This window comes from Streptomyces sp. MMG1121 (assembly GCF_001280015.1).
Classification (GTDB): Bacteria; Actinomycetota; Actinomycetes; order Streptomycetales; family Streptomycetaceae; genus Streptomyces.
Genome location: NZ_LGDV01000189.1, coordinates 47,877 through 63,773, shown reverse-complemented (window position 1 = coordinate 63,773; position 15,897 = coordinate 47,877). Strand labels below are relative to the sequence as shown.

Below are 15,897 nucleotides of genomic sequence, written 5' to 3'. Positions count from 1 at the left end.
TGCCCGGTCCGGCGCCGATCGTCGCGCCCGGCTTGCCGAAATCCCTCGCCATCCCTCGCCCGGCCGGGCGTTGGCACGAAATCCTCACCCCTCCACTGATCGTCGCCCCCTCGCCATCACGTGCGGCGCGAAGGACACTCATGGGCAAGGACGTTGCCGCCGGAGGGGACAGGACATGCGGGAGAACCATCGGGCGGAGGCCGAGCGGCTGCTGGTGCGGGCCGTGGAGGAGGAGGCACGGCGGTCGGGCGGGCGGGTCGACGGACAGGTCCTGCTGTCGCGGGCCCGCGGCGCGCTGGACGCGATGGCGGGCGCGGCCGGTGAGGAGTACGAGGTGTACACCCGGGCGCTGGATGAGGCCGAGGCGGGCCGGCTGACCTTCGGGCAGCGCTACGCCCGCGCCGGTGCCGGAACCGCCCTGCTGGTGGCCGTGGTTGCCGCCGTCGCCGCCGCGGTGGCCGATCTGTCCCTCGGCACCGGCACCGGTACGGCTGTCGGCGCGGGTGTGGCCGCCGGCGTGGCCGGTGCCGCCGCCACGGTGGTGAAGGTGGCCGGCACCCATCTGCCGGCCGCCCATCACCGCGCCGGCGCGGCAGGCCAGCCCGGCGGTCCGGAGCAGTTGCGGTTGCAGTGGCTGACCGCGCTGGAGGTGCGCGGCATCCGCCCGTTCCTCGACCAGCAGCGGATGCTCAGCGCCTCCACGGGCCCGAAGAAGTCCACGAGCCCCACGCTGCGCGGCGCCGACAAGAGCGCGGCGGCCCGCAGGCGCTCGGTACTGGAGCAGTCCTTCGGCCAACTGCCCGAGCCGGACGGCCGGTTCGCGGGGCGCAGGGCCGAGCTGGCGCGGATCAGGCAGTGGGCGCAGTCGGCCCGGGCGGCCACGGAGACCCGTCCCACGGTGGTCGTCCTGCACGGCGAGCCCGGCTCCGGCCGGACCACGCTCGCGGTGCGCGCGGCGCACGATCTGCGGGACCACTTCCGTGGCGCGGTGGTCGTGGACCTGCGCGGCGGCAGCCGGGAGGAGGCGCCGCTGTCCACCCGAGACGCCCTGCTGCATCTGCTCAACCGGCTCGGCGCGCCCCGCGAGCAGTTGCTGTTCCGGGAGCGCTCCTCCCCCGACCAGCAGGTCAAGCGGCTCGGCGAGCTGTACCACCAGCAGCTGACCGGTCTGCCCGTGACGATCGTGCTGGACGACGCCTCGGACCCGGAGCAGGTGCGGGCCCTGGTCCCCGAGCACTCCGACAGCCTGGTCCTGGTCACCGCCCGTACGGCCCTCGACCTGCCCGCGGACCTCCCGGCCTGGGTGCACCACCTGCCGGTCGAGGAACTGGACGCGGCGGGCGCCGAGGACCTGCTGAGCGCCGCCGCCGAGGACGCGTCGGGACCGTACGACGCCGAGTCCGCCGACCGGATCCGGGACCTCACCGGCGGACTGCCGCTGGCGCTGCGGGTCGCGGGCTCCGCGCTCGGTCCGCGCTCGCCCCGGCAGCTGGCCGCGGACCTGGGCGCGTACGGCCCGGTGGAACCGGTGGAGCGTGCCCTGTGGCTGCGCTACACCGACCAGCCGGAGCCCTCGCGCCGGCTGCTGAGAAGGCTCGCGCTCGCGGGCCGGGCCTCGCTGGGAGCCGCGGCGGCGGCCGCGCTGCTCGCCACGGACGAGGCCGAGGCCACCCGCCATCTCGTCGCCCTCGCCCGGGCCGGTCTGCTCGACCACGTGCGCGGCAGCCGCTACCGGCTGCACGACCTGGTGCGCGCGTTCGCCCAGGCCCGGCTGCTGGACGAGGAGGATCCGGCCGAGCGCACAGCGGCACAGGAACGGCTGATCGTGAACTACGCCGAGCTGGCCGACTCGGTACTGCGCCTGGTCGACGGGAACATGTCGACGCGCTCGCACCAGTTCGGCTCGCACGGCTTCACCTCGCTCGACGAGGCGCTGCGCTGGCTCGACGACGAGTCCAGCTTCATCACGGCGGCCCTGCGCCAGGCGGAGGGCGTGAACCGGTCGGCGGTGCTGAACCTGCTGGGTGCGCTGTGCGACTACTGCCTGCTGCGCGGCGACCTGTACCGGCTCGGCGAGATCAGCGAGCTGGCGCAGGCCGTGGACGAGGGCCTGCTGGTGCGCTCGGTGCAGTGGCGCACCGGTATCGCGGCCCGGCAGCTGGGCGAGCTGGACAAGGCGCGCACCACCCTCGCCTCGGTGGTGGACCTGTACCGCGACGCCCACCACGACGCCGGTGCGGCCCGCGCCCTGTGCTCGCTCGGCATCACCCTGCACCACCAGGGCAACCTCACCGAGGCCGCCGCCAGGCTCCAGGAGGCGCTGGACCTGCAGGCGGCGCCGGAGCTGGCGACGGACCGGGCCTGGACGATGCACGCCCTGGCCGCCGTCCAGCGCGACCGCGCCCGGCTGTCGGAGGCGCTGGAGCTGCTCACCCGCTCCCTGGTCCTGCACCACGAGGGCGGCTCGGTGCACGGCGAGGCCTGGGCGCACTTCCAGCTCGGCCAGCTGGCGCTGCGGATGGGGGACGTACCGCGCGCGGAGACGGAACTGCGGGCCGCCCTGGAGCGGTACGGCCGCACGCACGACGCGCGCGGGGAGGCGTGGGCGCTGACCCAGCTGGCCCGGGCCCGCCTGGTGGCCGGCGACCCCGCACCGGCCGCCGAAGGCCTCAGGCAGGCCGCGGCCCGGCACCGGGAGAACGAGGACGCGCGCGGCGAGGCGTGGACGCTGTACTACCTGGGTCAGGCGCTGGAGGAACGGGGCGAGCTGGACCAGGCGGTCCGTGACCTCGAACGGTCCCGCACGATGTTCTCCCGGATGCGCGACGTCTACGGCCTGGCCTGCGCCCGGCACCACTCGGCCCGGGTCACCCGCGACCAGCGGGCCGCGCAGACCGGCTCACTGCGCAACTCCGGCTTCGCCCGGCAGCTCCTGGTGGACGCCCGCGCCGACTTCCAGCGCATCGGCGTCGCCCACGGCGAGGCGTGGACCTGCCTGGAGCTGGCCGTGGTCGACGCGGGCAACGCGCGGACCCAGCAGGCACAGGCCCTGTGCGACGAGGCACGGGACCTGTTCGCCTCCTACGGCGACCGGCGCGGCGAGGACTGGGCCCGCTTTCTGCGCTGCACCCTGCTGCCGTACGCGGCGCCGGGCGGGGTGGAGGTGGGCACGGCGGTCGCCCAGGAGGAGCTGGCCCAGCTGGCCCGCGCCACGCATCCGCTGCGGGACGAGAAGCTGACGGACGGCCTCGCGGCCTACGCCCTGCTGCTGGAGCGGGGCATCAGCCTCGAGGCCGGCTGGCAGGCCTGGCGGCTGCGCATGACTCCGGACCGCCACGCCCGGGAGCTGATGGGAGTGGCGGTGCCGGCGGCGCGCTGACGCCCCGGATCAGCCCCGCTGTGCGGCGGAGTCGGCCTTGTCGGGCTGCTCCGCCCCGGTCTGGGGGGCCTCCTTGAAGTCGACCTTCCCCATGTGCTTGCTCATCGACTTCATCAGTCCCCACACGGCCAGGGCCATCACCGCGAAGACGATGAAGCCGAGGACACCGGGGGTGACCTTGTTCTCGTCGATCTCCTTGGCGAGGGGAACGAGGTGCGTCACTGCCAGGCTCACGCTTGCGCTCATGTCAGGCATTGTCGCGGATGCCCGCGAAGAGGTCGTCCTCGGGGAGGGAGGTGTCGACGAGAGACTTCGCCAGCTCGTACTCCTCCGTGGGCCAGACCTCCTTCTGGAGCTCCATCGGGACCTTGAACCAGCCGCCCTCCGGGTCGATCTGGGTGGCGTGCGCGATCAGCGCCTTGTCCCGGATCGCGAAGAAGTCCGCACACGGAACGTGCGTGGTCAGCGTGCGCTCGGTGCGCTCGAACTCGTTCCAGCGCTTGAGCCAGTCCCCGTACGGCGACTCCAGGCCGCGGTCGAGCATCGCGTGGTGCAGCGCCTCGGTGCGCGGGCGGTTGAAGCCCTGGTTGTAGTAGAGCTTCTGCGGCTGCCAGGCGGGCCCGAACTCGCTCTCGGGGTACTTCTCGGCATCCGCCGCGCCCTCGAACGCCACCATGGAGATCTTGTGGGTCATGATGTGGTCGGGGTGCGGGTAGCCGCCGTTCTCGTCGTAGGTGGTGATCACCTGCGGGCGGAAGGCGCGGATCTTCCGGACCAGCTCGCCGGCCGCCTTGTCGACGTCCTCCAGGGCGAAGCAGCCGTCGGGCAGCGGGGGCAGCGGGTCGCCCTCGGGCAGACCGGAGTCGACGAAGCCGAGCCACTCCTGCCCCACGCCGAGGATCTCGCGGGCCTCGTCCATCTCCTTCTTGCGTACCTCGTGGATGTGCTCCTCGATGTACGTGTCTCCCTGGAGCTTGGGATTGAGGATGGACCCGCGCTCTCCGCCGGTGCAGGTCACCACCAGCACGTCCACCCCCTCGGACACGTACTTCGCCATGGTGGCCGCGCCCTTGCTGGACTCGTCGTCGGGGTGCGCGTGTACGGCCATCAGTCGCAGCTGGTCAGTCAAGACTCAATCCTTGGTTAAGTCGGCGCCCCGCGGCTTGGGGTGCGTTCGGCGGCTTCTATAGTGACCGAATCGGGGGGCGAATAATTCCGCGGAGAGGACGATCATGAGTACGGCGAGCGCGCGGCTACCCGAGGGCCGCTACGGCCGTTCCTCGGACGAGCGTGCCGACCGCAAGCTCCGGATCGCCGCCATGGTGCTCGGCGCGTTCCTGCTCGTCCTGGTCGGCTACTTCGCCTACCACTACGTCGTCGAGACGAAGATCAGTGCCCAGGTGATCACCTTCGAGGCCACGGACAACGCGGTCGAGGTGCATCTGGAGGTCCACAAGGACTCCGGCACCGACGGCTACTGCACCCTGCGCTCCCAGGCGGCGGACGGCTCCGAGGTGGGCCGGGCCGACTTCCGCTTCGACGGCAAGGCCACGCGGATCGACCAGGTCGTCACGCTCCGTACGACGGCCAAGGGCACCACGGCCGAGCTGCTCGGCTGCCACACGGGCTGATCCGTCACCTCCACCACCCGGAACGGGTACACGCTGACCTGCGTTGATGTGATTCTGATGGCTTATGTCCTCCCCCTTTCGCCCGTGAATTGTTAGGCTCGTGGTTTCGCCCATCCATGAGGGAACATTCTTCTGGGTAGGGCGATGCTTTGTATTCCCAGTACCGACGAGGAGCACCCTGTGACCCAGACCAGCGAGAACGTCACCTGGCTGACCCAGGAGGCGTACAACAAGCTCAGGGTCGAGCTTGAGTACCTTACTGGTCCTGCGCGCACGGAGATCGCCGCCAAGATCGCGGCCGCGCGCGAGGAGGGCGACCTGCGCGAGAACGGCGGGTACCACGCGGCCAAGGAGGAGCAGGGCAAGCAGGAGCTGCGTGTGCGCCAGCTGACCCAGCTTCTGGAGAACGCCCAGGTGGGCGAAGCTCCGGCCTCCGCGGACGGTGCCGTCGCGCCGGGCATGGTCGTCACGATCGCCTTCGACGGTGACGAGGACGACACGATGGAGTTCCTGCTCGCTTCCCGCGAGTACGCGAGCACGGACATCGAGACGTATTCGCCGCAGTCCCCGCTCGGCTCCGGCGTCATCGGCCACAAGGTCGGCGAGGACGCGGAGTACGAGCTGCCGAATGGCAAGAAGGCCTCGGTCCGGATCCTGAAGGCCGAGCCGTACTCGGGCTGACCCCCCACCCCTGTCCGACATCGAGCCCCCGGTGTCCGCCGGATCCCGCGGACACCGGGGGCTTCGTCATGCCCGGAGCGTGCGTGCCGGGTGCGTGCCCAGGAGCCGTCAGGCGGTGGCCGACCGGTACTTGCGGACCGCGAGGGCGCGGAAGACGACGATGATCAATATCGAGTAGATCAGCGAGGCCCAGACCGGGTGCTCCATGGGCCAGGCGTGCGAGGTGGACCGACCCGGGTTGGCGAAGAGCACCCGGCAGGCCTGCGCGGTGGCGCTGAAGGGGTTCCACTCGGCCACGTGCCGCAGCCACGGGGTCATATGAGCGGGATCCACGAAGGCGTTGGAGATGAACGTGACCGGGAAGAGCCAGATCAGTCCGCTGGACGTGGCCGCCTCGGGCGTGCGGACGGACATGCCGATCAGCGCGCCGATCCAGGTGAACGCGTAGCCGAGCAGAAGCAGCAGACCGAAGGCGGCGAGCACCTTGCCGACGTTCGTGGAGCCCTCGGACCCCACGCGCCAGCCGACCAGCGCGGCGACCACGGCGAGCACGACCAGGGTCACGGCCGTCTGCACCAGATCGGCGAGCGTACGCCCGGTCAGCACCGCACCCCGTGCCATCGGCAGGGAGCGGAAGCGGTCGATGAGCCCCTTGTGCATGTCGTCGGCGATACCGGCGCCGGAGCTGGCGGTCGCGAAGGTGACGGTCTGCGCGAAGATGCCCGCCATCAGGAAGTTCTTGTAGTCGACGGCGCTGGTGCTGCCGCCGATCTGCATGGAACCGCCGAAGACGTAGGTGAACAGCACCACGAACATGATCGGCTGGATCAGCCCGTAGATGATCATCTCGGGGATCCTGGACATGCGGATCAGGTTGCGCTTCGCGACGACCATCGAGTCACGGACGGAGCGGCTGACGGCATTGCCCGGCGGTGCCACCCGCACGGCCTCGGTGACGGCACTCATTTCACGGCCTCCTTGCTGCTCTCCGCGTAATTCGCGTCCTGGTCGGCCTGCGTTTCGGCCTCGGCGACGTGACCCGTCAGGGACAGGAAGACGTCGTCGAGGGTGGGGCGGCGCAGCCCGATGTCGTCTATCTCTATCCCGCGGGTGTCCAGCTCCCGGATGATCTCGGCGAGGAGCTTCGCGCCGCCGGTGACCGGGACGGTGAGCTTGCGGGTGTGCTCCTCGACGGTGATCTCGCCCTTGCCGAAGGCCCGCAGCACCTCCGCCGCGGTCGCGATGAGGTCCCGCTCGTGGACCACGACCTCGACGCGCTCGCCGCCGGTGCGGGCCTTGAGCTGGTCGGAGGTGCCCTTGGCGATGACCCGGCCCTGGTCGACCACCGCGATGTCGTGGGCGAGGTGGTCGGCCTCCTCCAGATACTGCGTGGTCAGCAGCAGGGTCGTACCGCCGGAGACGAGCTGTTTGATGACCTCCCACAGCTGCTGGCGGTTGCGCGGGTCGAGGCCGGTCGTCGGCTCGTCCATGAACATCACCGGCGGCGAGACCACGAGGGCCGCGGCGAGATCGAGCCGGCGGCGCATGCCTCCGGAGTAGGTCTTGGCGGGGCGGTCGGCGGCGTCGGCGAGGTGGAACTGCTCCAGCAGCTCCGCCGCGCGCGCCTTGGCCGCCTTCGCCCGCATCTGGTAGAGCTGGCCGACCATCTGCAGGTTCTCCCGGCCGGTCAGGTACTCGTCGACCGCCGCGAACTGGCCGGACAGGCCGATGGAGCGGCGGACGGTGTCGGGATGCCTGAGTACGTCGACACCCGCGACGACCGCCTTGCCGCTGTCGGGGCGCAGCAGGGTCGTCAGGCAGCGGACGGTCGTCGTCTTGCCCGCGCCGTTCGGCCCGAGCAGGCCCAGGACCGTGCCCTCGGGCACGTCCAGGTCGACGCCGTCCAGAGCCCTTACGTCGCCGAAGGTCTTCACGAGGCCTTCCGCATAGATGGCGCCTGGCATGTCTTTTCTCCACGTCGTCGGGGATGGGACGTCCGGAGTTCTCCGGCAAGGGCTAGGTTTGCGCGCTCGGACGCGCCTGCGATGTCCGGTGCGGGCAGGTGGTCCGGCGGCCACACGACACACCATAACGCGATGTATCGCGTCTCTCAATGGGATTTGCTCGAACGGGTGACGGGTTTCCAGAAGGGGCAGGGCCGCGGCCCCTGCCGGGCCGGTGCCGGACTCAGTCGATGACCGTGTAGCCCGAGTCCCGCAGGGCCTGGCCGACCTCGGCGCAGTGCGCCGGGCCCTTCGTCTCGAGCTGCAGCTCCACCTCCGCCTCCGTGAACCCGAGCCGGGGATCGGTTCGTACGTGGCTCACGTCGAGGACGTTGGCGTCGACCGCCGACAGCACCCCGAGGAGTGTGGCGAGGGCACCCGGACGGTCCGTCAGCCGCAGCCGTACGGCCAGGTAACGGCCCTGCGCGGCCATGCCGTGCCGCAGCACGCGCTGCATCAGCACCGGGTCGACGTTGCCGCCGGAGAGCACCGCGACGACCGGGCCCTCGAAGGCGTCCGGCGCGGCCAGCAGCGCCGCCACCGGGCTCGCCCCGGCCGGCTCCACGACCAGCTTGGCCCGCTCCAGGCACAGCAGCAGCGCCGCCGACAGCTGGTCCTCGCCGACCGTGCGCACCTCGTCGACCAGGTCCTTGATGATCCTGAACGGCACCGCGCCCGGCCGGCCCACCTTGATGCCGTCGGCCATCGTCACCGGGTTCCGCACCGACACCGGGCGCCCGGCGGCCAGCGAGGGCGGATAGGCCGCCGCGCCTTCCGCCTGCACTCCGACGATCCTGACGTCCGGCCGGATCGCCTTCACCGCGACCGCGATGCCGGCCGCGAGCCCGCCGCCACCGATGCCCACCACGATCGTGCGCACCTCCGGGCACTGCTCCAGGATCTCCAGACCGACCGTGCCCTGACCGGCGATGACGTCCGGGTGGTCGAAGGGGTGGATGAACACCGCGCCCGTCGCGGCCGCGTACTCCTCGGCGGCGGCCAGTGTCTCGTCGACGACCTGGCCGTGCAGGCGCACCTCGGCGCCGTACTCCCGCGTCGCGCTGATCTTCGGCAGCGGCGCACCCTCGGGCATGAACACCGTGGCGTGCACGCCCAGTAGTGCGGAGGCCAGCGCCACGCCCTGCGCGTGGTTCCCGGCGCTCGCGGCCACGACACCGGCCGCCCGCTCCTCCGGCAGCAGCCCGGCGATGCGCACGTAGGCGCCGCGCAGCTTGAACGAGCCGGTCCGCTGGAGGTTCTCGCACTTGAGCTGCACCGGCGCCCCGACCAGCTGGGACAGGTGCCGGCTGCCCTCCATCGCGGTCATCCGTGCCACGCCCGAGAGCATCTTCTGGGCGCCGCGCACATCGTCGAGGGTGACGGAACGCAAGGAGTCAGCCGTGCCGTAGCTCATGACTCCAGCATCGCAGTTCACGGTCGTACCCGGCTGGTGTGACCAAGCTCCGAGACCGGTTCGCGCAGCGCCGGTACGGTCCGCGCCCGGGCCGCGTACCCTGTCCCCCAACCCAGCAGCCCTTCATGAAGCGAGCCTCCGGCCATGCCCACAACACCTGAAATGTCGATGGACATGACGACTGTCGGTGACCCCGGTCTTCTCGACATCCTCCAGCACGAGGTAGCGGTGTTCGCCCGCCGTGCCGAACAGACGCGGCTCGGCGGTGTCGGGCAGGTGCGCAACTCCATGGACCGCGCGGCGTATCTGCTGCTCAACCGCCTCGACAACGAAGGCCCGATGGGTGTCAAGGCGCTCGCCGCGAGCATGGGCATCGACTCCTCCACGGTCACCCGGCAGGTGGCTCCGCTGGTCGACACCGGGCTCGTCAAGCGCACCTCGCATCCCGAGGACGGGCGGGCCGTGGTGCTTCAGCTGTCCCCGCGCGGGGCGGCGCGGCTGGAGGAGGTGCGCTCCTCCAGGCGTCAGCTGATGGCCGAGCTGACCGACGACTGGGCACCGGAGGAGCGCGAGCAGTTCTGCTCGCTCCTGACGCGCTTCAACCACGCGCTCTCCGCGCGGATGACGCTGCCGGGCACCCCGCAGACGGAACAGCCGCCGGCCTCCTGATCCCGGCAGGCGGCACGCGCAGGACCCCGGCGGGCGGCGGTCGGTCCCGGCCCCTTGACCCCGGGCCACCGCTGGCCTCATATGAGACCGGGTCCTGCGTCGTACGCGGTTCACCTGTCCCGTACCGGACAGGGCCCCTCTAGGGGGGAGGCGCGGTGCGTGATCGGCGAGCGGCCCGAGATGCCCGCCGGGCCCGGGAGTTCGAGGCGTTCGTCGCGGGCGCGGCCGGCCGTCTGCTGCACGCCGCCACGCTGCTCACCGCGGAGGCGCCGGACGCCAACCCGCGCGCGCGGCGCCTGCTGACACAGGCGCTGGCGCACACGTACGCGCGCTGGGACCGGCTGCGCGGCGAGGATCCGTACGACTGCGCCCGCCAGCACCTCGCCGGCCGCTTCGCGCGCGCGACCTGGCACCGGTACGGCGCCTTCGGCCGCGCCCGGCCGGATCCGCGCAGCCCGCTCGCCGCCCTGGCCCCGCAGGAACGGCTGGTCCTGGTGCTGCGGCTCTACGAGGGCGTCGCCGAGCAGCAGACCGCGGCCCTGCTGGGGCTGCCGGCCGAGCGCGTGCACACCATCTGCGACCGCGCGACGGCCACCCTGCTGCATCCTGCCCGCCCGGCCGCCCCGCGCGCGGTGGGCCCGAAGGTGGCGCCGTCATGAGGCGGGGCGGCCGTCCCGAGGCATGCGGTGCGGCCCGCGGCGCCGTGGTGCGTCGCGGTCGTGGGCGCACGTGGAGGATGCCGTGAACCGGCCGGAACGGGAGGCCGCCGTGCGGCAGATCATGGAGCAGGCCCCGGCGCCGCTGCCGCCGGACCTGTACGCGGAGGCGGTGCGCCGCGGTGAGCGCATGCTGCGGCGCGCGCGGCTGGTCCGCCGGATGCTGTGGCTGCTGGCCTGCGCCGCGGCCGTCGCGTTCAGCGTGTGGGCGGCCCACGCGCACCCGTGGATGCTGCCGCCCTCCCAGACGACCCCGCCGGTCACGGGCTGGTGAGCCCACCGGCGCGTGCGTCTGCGGGCTCGGGGCTCCGGTCTCGGCGGTCGCGGCTTGCCGCTTGAGGCCCGTGGGCCTGCGGTGCGGACCCGCCGACCGCCCGTCGGAGGGGATCCGCGCACCGGCCCGCGCCACCGGCCGGCGCCTCCGCGGGCGCCGGCCGCACGGGCTGATGTGGCTGCTAGCCCAGGGCCTGCTGGAGGTCCTGGAGCAGGTCGTCGACGTTCTCGATGCCGACCGACAGGCGCACCAGGTCGGCCGGGACCTCCAGCGCGGAGCCCGCCGCGGAGGCGTGCGTCATCCGGCCGGGGTGCTCGATCAGGGACTCCACGCCGCCGAGCGACTCGCCGAGCGTGAACACCTTGGCGCGGTTGCACACCTCGACGGCGGCCTCCTCGCCGCCCTCGACACGGAAGGACACCATGCCGCCGAACGCCCGCATCTGCTTGGCGGCGATCTCGTGGCCGGGGTGCTCGGGCAGGCCCGGGTAGAGCACGTGCGTCACGCGCGCGTGCCGGGTCAGCATGTCGGCGATCTTCGTGGCGTTCTCGCTGTGCCGGTCCATGCGCACCGCGAGGGTCTTGGTGCCGCGCAGCACCAGCCAGGAGTCGAAGGGGCCGGCGACGGCGCCCATCGCGTTCTGGTGGTAGGCCAGCTCCTCGCCGAGCGCCTGGTCGGAGACGATCAGCGCGCCGCCGACCACGTCCGAGTGCCCGCCCATGTACTTGGTCAGGGAGTGCACGACGACGTCCGCGCCGAGCGACAGCGGCTGCTGGAGGTAGGGCGTGGCGAAGGTGTTGTCGACGACGAGCTTCGCGCCCGCGTCGTGGGCGACCTGGGCGACGGCGGCGATGTCGGTGATGCCGAGCAGCGGGTTGGAGGGGGTCTCCACCCAGACGGCCTTGGTCTTCGGGGTGAGCGCGGCCCGCACGGCGGCCGGGTCGCTGGTGTCGGCGACGGACCACTCCACGCCCCAGCGGGTGGCGACCTTGGCGAACAGGCGGAAGGTGCCGCCGTAGGCGTCGTTGGGGATGACCACGTGGTCGCCGGGGGTGAGCAGTGTGCGCAGCAGGGTGTCCTCGGCCGCGAGACCGGACGCGAACGCGAGGCCGCGACGGCCGCCCTCCAGCGCGGCGAGGTTCTCCTCCAGGGCGGTACGGGTGGGGTTGGCGCTGCGGCTGTACTCGTAACCGCCGCGCAGCCCGCCGACGCCGTCCTGCTTGTAGGTCGAGACCTGGTAGATGGGCGGGACGACCGCGCCGGTGAGGGGATCCGCGGTGTTGCCCGCGTGGATCGCGAGGGTCTCGAAGTGCTGACTGATGTGCCTGTCGCTCATGTGGACCGAGCGTAGTGCGCTTGGCCGGATGCCGTCGCCCGCCCGGCTCGGGGAGCACGGTGTCGAGGACGGACAAAGGGTTTTCCCTGCGTCGGGCACGGCCGCCTCGCCGGTGCCGGTTCACGAACCGCCCGCCCTTCTCTGTCATGACCCGGACCGGAGTTATCCACAGTCTCGCGGCGGGGTTGGCCATGGGGCGGCGGCGTCTGGTTCGCTTGAGGCATGGCGATTCTCTGGCTGCTGATGGCGCTGCTCATGCTGAGCTTCGTCCTGCTCCCGTTTCTGCGGCGCAGGCGCGGGGTGATCGAGCAGGTTCCCCCGGGACACCCGGACGCCGCCGACCCGGCGGACTACGGCTTCTTGCGCCAGGAGGAGCTGGACATACGCATGCCCGGCCCGGACCAGGACCTGCTGGACGTGCTGGAGCTGGTGCAGCGCACCCAGGACTATCGTGCGGCCACCCAGCTGCTGGCCGGCACCGAGGCGGCGGGCGAGCCGCGCTGGCAGCGGGTGCAGGCCTTCGCGGGTGCCGCCGCGCTGGAGCTGCAGCAGCGGCCCGGCGGAGTGCACGAGACGCCGGGCGGCCAGTGGCTGCGGGTGTGGCGGGCCGAGCAGCCCAAGGACGCGGGCGGCGCGGCCGTGCACGCCGAGTTCCTGGTGCAGCAGGCCTGGCGTACGTCGACGCCGGGCACGGACGACTTCCGGATCATCATGGAGGAGGCCCGGGAGGCCTGCGGGCAGGCGGCGCTGCTGGCGCCCGGCGACCCGGTGCCGTACATCGTCGAGCTGTCCATCGCCCGCGGACTGGCCTATCCACAGGCCGAGTTCGAGCAGCTCTGGCTGAAGATCCTCGACCGCGCGCCGCATCACATGGGCGCGCATCTGGCCGCGCTGCACTACTGGTGCGAGAAGTGGCACGGCTCGCGCGAGCAGGCGTACTCCTTCGCCGAGGCCGCCGCCGCCCGCGCCCCGCAGGGCTCGCTGCTCGCCGCGCTGCCGCTCTTCGCGGTCTTCGAGCACCTCCCGGAGGTGAACCTGGTGGCGGGCTTCTACCAGAGCGAGGTCGTCACCAGGGCGATGCACGGCGCCCTGCACGCGGTGCACTCGGCCCGCCCCGACGACCCGATGCTCGCGCACGTCCGCCATCTGCTGATCTTCTTCCTGGTCCGGGCCGAGCGCTGGGCGGAGGCCATGCAGCAGCTGATACACGCCGACGGGCACGTCGGCGCGCTGCCCTGGACCCTGTCCGCCGACCCGGCCGCCGAGTTCGCCGTCTACCGCGCCCTGGCGGTGGCCGGTTACGAGGCGAACGGCGGCAGCCCGGCGAGCCTGCCCGGCTGACGCATACGGAGCCCGGACGGGGCGGCCGGAGGAGAAATGACACACCGGTGACGGCCAAGGGGTGACCGGAATTCGCCCGCGCTCCGGGGCGTTCTGTGTGCGTGCCGACCCGCTGAGGCCGGCTCCCGCCCCAGACCGACAGGGAGACCCCATGCTCTTCGGCCGCACCCCGCAGCTGCCCACCCCCGAGCAGGCACTCACGGGCCGCCCCTCGCTCCCCTACGAGATCCCCGACCGGCACACCGTCCTCGGCACCCCTCTCGTCGGCCCCTACCCCGAGGGCCTGGAGGTCGCCGACTTCGGCCTGGGCTGTTTCTGGGGTGCCGAGCGCAGGTTCTGGCAGCTCCCGGCGGGCGTGTACACGACTCTGGTGGGCTATCAGGGCGGGTACACCGAGTACCCCACGTACGAGGAGGTCTGCTCGGGCCTGACCGGCCACACGGAAGTGGTGCGCGTGGTCTTCGACCCGAAGGTGATCTCCTACGACCGTCTGCTGAAGACCTTCTGGGAGTCCCACGACCCGACCCAGGGCTTCCGCCAGGGCAACGACGTGGGAACGCAGTACCGTTCGGCGATCCACACCCACACTCCCGAGCAGGCCACCACCGCCGAGGCCTCCCGACTCGCCTACCAGAAGGTCCTGTCGGCCTCCGGCCACGGCAAGATCACCACGGAGATCCTCCCGGCCACCGAGCGGCCCTTCTATCCGGCGGAGGCTTACCACCAGCAGTACCTTTCGCGCGACGTTAACGGCTACTGCGGTTTGGGCGGAACCGGCGTTTCTTGCCCGATCGGGGTAGCTCCTGCGGGCGATTGAGGTTCTGGGCCTGCGGTCTCCTCAGACCTCTTTGAGCGGCTGAGCGCGGGCGTGGAAGCGGCCAACGTGCGGACGGAGCGAGGGCTGTGAGCGTGTGCTCGGTGATCCGTCACGAGACGTGGACGCTCACGCCCGGCCGCGAGCCGGACGCAGAGCCGACCACGTACGCGATGGAGTGTGCGGTGTGCGGTCAGTCCTCGGACGGCAGTGAGGACTTCGCGGACGGGCAGAGCCGCGTATTGGAGCACTGCGGCCTGAACCCGTCGCACCACACATTCCGAGAGATCATCACCCGGCCATGGCGCACCTGACGGCACTCGTGATGCGCCGCGCCGTGGGCTGATTAGCCCGCTTCACAGGACCATTGATGATCACCATGGTGTCGGGCTCGTGCGGCTTCGTACTGGGCGTCGCCGCCGCGCACGGCTCCCGCCCTCCGATAGACACCCGCCCTCACCGGAAGTAGCGCGCAGCCGACCGCCCCAGCCGCGACATGACTCTTCTCTGGCGTCAGGCGGCTGGTTGCCGTGCGCGGGACGGGCACTGGCCGGGCCGGTGCAAGGCGGTACATTGCACAGGCCCGGCCGGAGGTCGGGCCACTCATTCCGAATCACAGCCGGCAAGCCGCCTTGAGCCACACCTCTCCCTTCGGCGATCATGCCCTGCCGCGTCAGGCGTGAGTAGGGGCCCCTTCCGCAAGTGATGTGCTGAGCTGGAAGACGTAGCACCGATGATGGGAAAACGCTCCGCCCGTCTTGAAAGGTCTGTGAGCACGGCTTGACGTGGATCAAGCCGTCGTTCCTGGGGATGATGTACCGATGCGGCTGGGGCGCCAAGGACGGGCAGGAGACCGTTCTCGCGGTCGAGATCAGCCGTGACGGCTTCGAGTGGGCGCTGCGACACGCGTGCCTGTCGAGCTACGTCCCCGGGGTACACCCCGACCGCGCCGCCTGGCAGCGTCAGTTGAAGCGCACGCCCACTCGCGTGCGCTGGGACCCCGCGCGGAATCTGCACCTGCAACCCCTGCCGTACCGGTCCCTGCAACTCGGCCTCTGCGGTGAGGCCGCACGACGCTACCCGGACGACTGGACAGTCGCCATCCGCGACGTGACCCCACTCGCCCACGAGATCCAGGCCCTGGTCAACAACGGCGATCCGGACTCCGCCGCCCGGCTGCTGCCCCAGGAACGCTCCTATCCCGTTGAGGACGAACTTCTTGCCCACCTACGCGGATGACGGGCCGCTCCACCCGACAGCCGGCTCCGGCCCCAGGGCCACATGGCAGCACGGGCTCGGCGGGACGGGGGTCAAGCCAAGCCCGCGATCCCGCCCCGCCTGAAAAGCCGTCCCCAGCAAAACTTGAGGTCAAGGGAAAATAGCGTCCGCAGCGTCCGGCCACCCTCCGCTACCAAGGGCGCGTTTCCGCAGGTCAACACGGCTCTTGGCGTGGGGCCGATGGCGAACGCCACCCCCTCCGCAACAACGAAGAGACCACCCAACCGGCCGGGGTGGTCTCTTCGTTCCAGGGCCTGCCCGACGGGTCGCGTCACCGACCCCGCACCCGACAGCAACGTCACCCGAATGGCGCAACATGACGTGCCACCCACATGGGTGAAGATCAAGCTGACTAGTGCCC

15 protein-coding genes are annotated in these 15,897 nt (G+C 71.6%); 9 read left to right on the top strand and 6 right to left on the bottom strand.

Going from position 1 to position 15,897, the window contains the following annotated elements; genetic code table 11:
- The first annotated feature begins 175 nt into the window (after nt 1–175).
- A complete protein-coding gene (locus ADK64_RS18935; protein ID WP_053660479.1) occupies nt 176–3,379 on the top strand; it encodes a tetratricopeptide repeat protein in 3,204 nt (1,067 codons plus the stop codon).
- Nucleotides 3,380–3,388: 9 nt separating this feature from the next.
- Here ADK64_RS18935 and ADK64_RS18930 read toward each other — a convergent pair whose 3' ends face one another.
- Complete coding sequence (locus ADK64_RS18930) at nt 3,389–3,634, bottom strand: hypothetical protein (protein WP_078992715.1); 246 nt, start codon at nt 3,632–3,634, stop codon at nt 3,389–3,391.
- Entirely contained in the window at nt 3,627–4,508 is an 882-nt protein-coding gene (gene mca, locus ADK64_RS18925) for a mycothiol conjugate amidase Mca (RefSeq protein ID WP_078992714.1), read from the bottom strand. Before mca ends, ADK64_RS18930 begins: the two co-directional genes overlap by 8 nt.
- A gap of 103 nt (nt 4,509–4,611) precedes the next feature.
- Here mca and ADK64_RS18920 point away from each other — a divergent pair, with 103 nt between their 5' ends.
- Both ADK64_RS18920 and greA read left to right on the top strand, forming a co-directional pair.
- Entirely contained in the window at nt 4,612–5,010 is a 399-nt protein-coding gene (locus ADK64_RS18920) for a DUF4307 domain-containing protein (protein WP_053660472.1), read from the top strand.
- A 180-nt stretch (nt 5,011–5,190) separates the two neighbouring features.
- On the top strand, nt 5,191–5,691 hold the full coding sequence (greA, locus tag ADK64_RS18915) for a transcription elongation factor GreA (protein ID WP_053660470.1): 501 nt from the start codon (nt 5,191–5,193) through the stop codon (nt 5,689–5,691).
- A 108-nt stretch (nt 5,692–5,799) separates the two neighbouring features.
- Here greA and ADK64_RS18910 read toward each other — a convergent pair whose 3' ends face one another.
- The 3 genes from ADK64_RS18910 to ilvA form a co-directional block, all read right to left on the bottom strand.
- Nucleotides 5,800–6,657, bottom strand: a complete 858-nt coding sequence (locus ADK64_RS18910; protein WP_053660469.1) for an ABC transporter permease — start codon at nt 6,655–6,657, stop codon at nt 5,800–5,802.
- Nucleotides 6,654–7,655, bottom strand: a complete 1,002-nt coding sequence (locus tag ADK64_RS18905; RefSeq protein WP_053660466.1) for an ATP-binding cassette domain-containing protein — start codon at nt 7,653–7,655, stop codon at nt 6,654–6,656. The genes ADK64_RS18910 and ADK64_RS18905 overlap by 4 nt, the downstream gene beginning before the upstream one ends.
- Before the next feature lie 223 nt (nt 7,656–7,878).
- Nucleotides 7,879–9,108 (bottom strand): threonine ammonia-lyase, encoded by a 1,230-nt coding sequence (ilvA, locus tag ADK64_RS18900; protein ID WP_053660465.1) that lies wholly within the window; start codon nt 9,106–9,108, stop codon nt 7,879–7,881.
- 168 nt (nt 9,109–9,276) lie between these two features.
- On the opposite strand from ilvA, the gene ADK64_RS18895 reads away from it, so the two are divergent.
- From ADK64_RS18895 to ADK64_RS18885, 3 genes are all read left to right on the top strand, one after another.
- Nucleotides 9,277–9,777 carry a MarR family winged helix-turn-helix transcriptional regulator gene (locus tag ADK64_RS18895; RefSeq protein ID WP_053660687.1) on the top strand — a complete coding sequence of 167 codons (501 nt, stop codon included), beginning with the start codon at nt 9,277–9,279 and terminating at the stop codon, nt 9,775–9,777.
- Between the two features lie 155 nt (nt 9,778–9,932).
- Complete coding sequence (locus tag ADK64_RS18890; protein WP_053660463.1) at nt 9,933–10,436, top strand: sigma factor-like helix-turn-helix DNA-binding protein; 504 nt, start codon at nt 9,933–9,935, stop codon at nt 10,434–10,436.
- A gap of 82 nt (nt 10,437–10,518) precedes the next feature.
- The gene (locus ADK64_RS18885) at nt 10,519–10,767 is read left to right on the top strand and encodes a hypothetical protein (protein ID WP_053660461.1); all 249 of its coding nucleotides are present in this window, start codon (nt 10,519–10,521) and stop codon (nt 10,765–10,767) included.
- Nucleotides 10,768–10,948: 181 nt separating this feature from the next.
- On the opposite strand, the gene ADK64_RS18880 is transcribed toward ADK64_RS18885, so the two are convergent.
- Nucleotides 10,949–12,103: a cystathionine gamma-synthase gene (locus tag ADK64_RS18880; RefSeq protein ID WP_053660459.1), complete on the bottom strand. Its 1,155-nt coding sequence runs from the start codon at nt 12,101–12,103 to the stop codon at nt 10,949–10,951.
- Nucleotides 12,104–12,325: 222 nt separating this feature from the next.
- Here ADK64_RS18880 and ADK64_RS18875 point away from each other — a divergent pair, with 222 nt between their 5' ends.
- From ADK64_RS18875 to ADK64_RS18860, 3 genes are all read left to right on the top strand, one after another.
- Nucleotides 12,326–13,444 carry a hypothetical protein gene (locus ADK64_RS18875; protein ID WP_053660457.1) on the top strand — a complete coding sequence of 373 codons (1,119 nt, stop codon included), beginning with the start codon at nt 12,326–12,328 and terminating at the stop codon, nt 13,442–13,444.
- A gap of 151 nt (nt 13,445–13,595) precedes the next feature.
- Complete coding sequence (msrA, locus tag ADK64_RS18870; protein WP_053660455.1) at nt 13,596–14,261, top strand: peptide-methionine (S)-S-oxide reductase MsrA; 666 nt, start codon at nt 13,596–13,598, stop codon at nt 14,259–14,261.
- 777 nt (nt 14,262–15,038) lie between these two features.
- Entirely contained in the window at nt 15,039–15,497 is a 459-nt protein-coding gene (locus tag ADK64_RS18860) for a DUF4291 domain-containing protein (protein ID WP_078992713.1), read from the top strand.
- Nucleotides 15,498–15,897 lie beyond the last annotated feature (400 nt).